The sequence below is a fragment of the Salinivibrio costicola subsp. alcaliphilus genome, from assembly GCF_001996185.1.
In the GTDB taxonomy this organism is placed as follows: Bacteria; Pseudomonadota; Gammaproteobacteria; order Enterobacterales; family Vibrionaceae; genus Salinivibrio; species Salinivibrio costicola.
Map to the genome: position 1 here is coordinate 1 of NZ_MUFR01000143.1, position 420 is coordinate 420.

2 protein-coding genes are annotated in these 420 nt (G+C 44.5%); both read left to right on the top strand.

Going from position 1 to position 420, the window contains the following annotated elements; translation table 11 throughout:
• The coding region (locus BZJ21_RS16750; protein WP_449329004.1) for a hypothetical protein at window positions 1–181 on the top strand (181 nt) is incomplete at its 5' end.
• Window positions 174–420, top strand: a 247-nt coding sequence (locus BZJ21_RS15590) for a hypothetical protein (RefSeq protein ID WP_449329005.1), incomplete at its 3' end; no start/stop codon positions are given. The genes BZJ21_RS16750 and BZJ21_RS15590, both read left to right, overlap by 8 nt.

Sequence of the window (420 nt, forward strand, 5' to 3'; positions counted from 1 at the left end):
CGAGCTTGACCTAGGTGTTAAAGAGTCTAGTGCTGTAGCGCAGCTTAATGATCAGCTAGCGGAGATCGCAGGCCGCTCTTTGAAACACTTACAAGCAGGATCAACAGACCTTAATGAGCTTGGCGGCATGAAAGTAAAAGACTCTGACATAATAGACGGAGAGTACAGCAGCGATGAGTGAGTATATACCTAGTGCGGAGGCGGTTAAGTTTATTGCGTTTATTCGTGCCGCCAACGTAGAAACAAACGCTAACGCTGAAATCCATTATCGGCTTGCAGACAAATTTTTTGGTGAAGACAAGCAAGTACTTGTTGAAGCTTTTCGTGGTAGCGCGAAATCGACTATATTCGAGTGGTTTGTTATTTATATAGCCGCTATGGGGACACTCCACAACTTCGGTAGAGTAGAATTTATCGCTT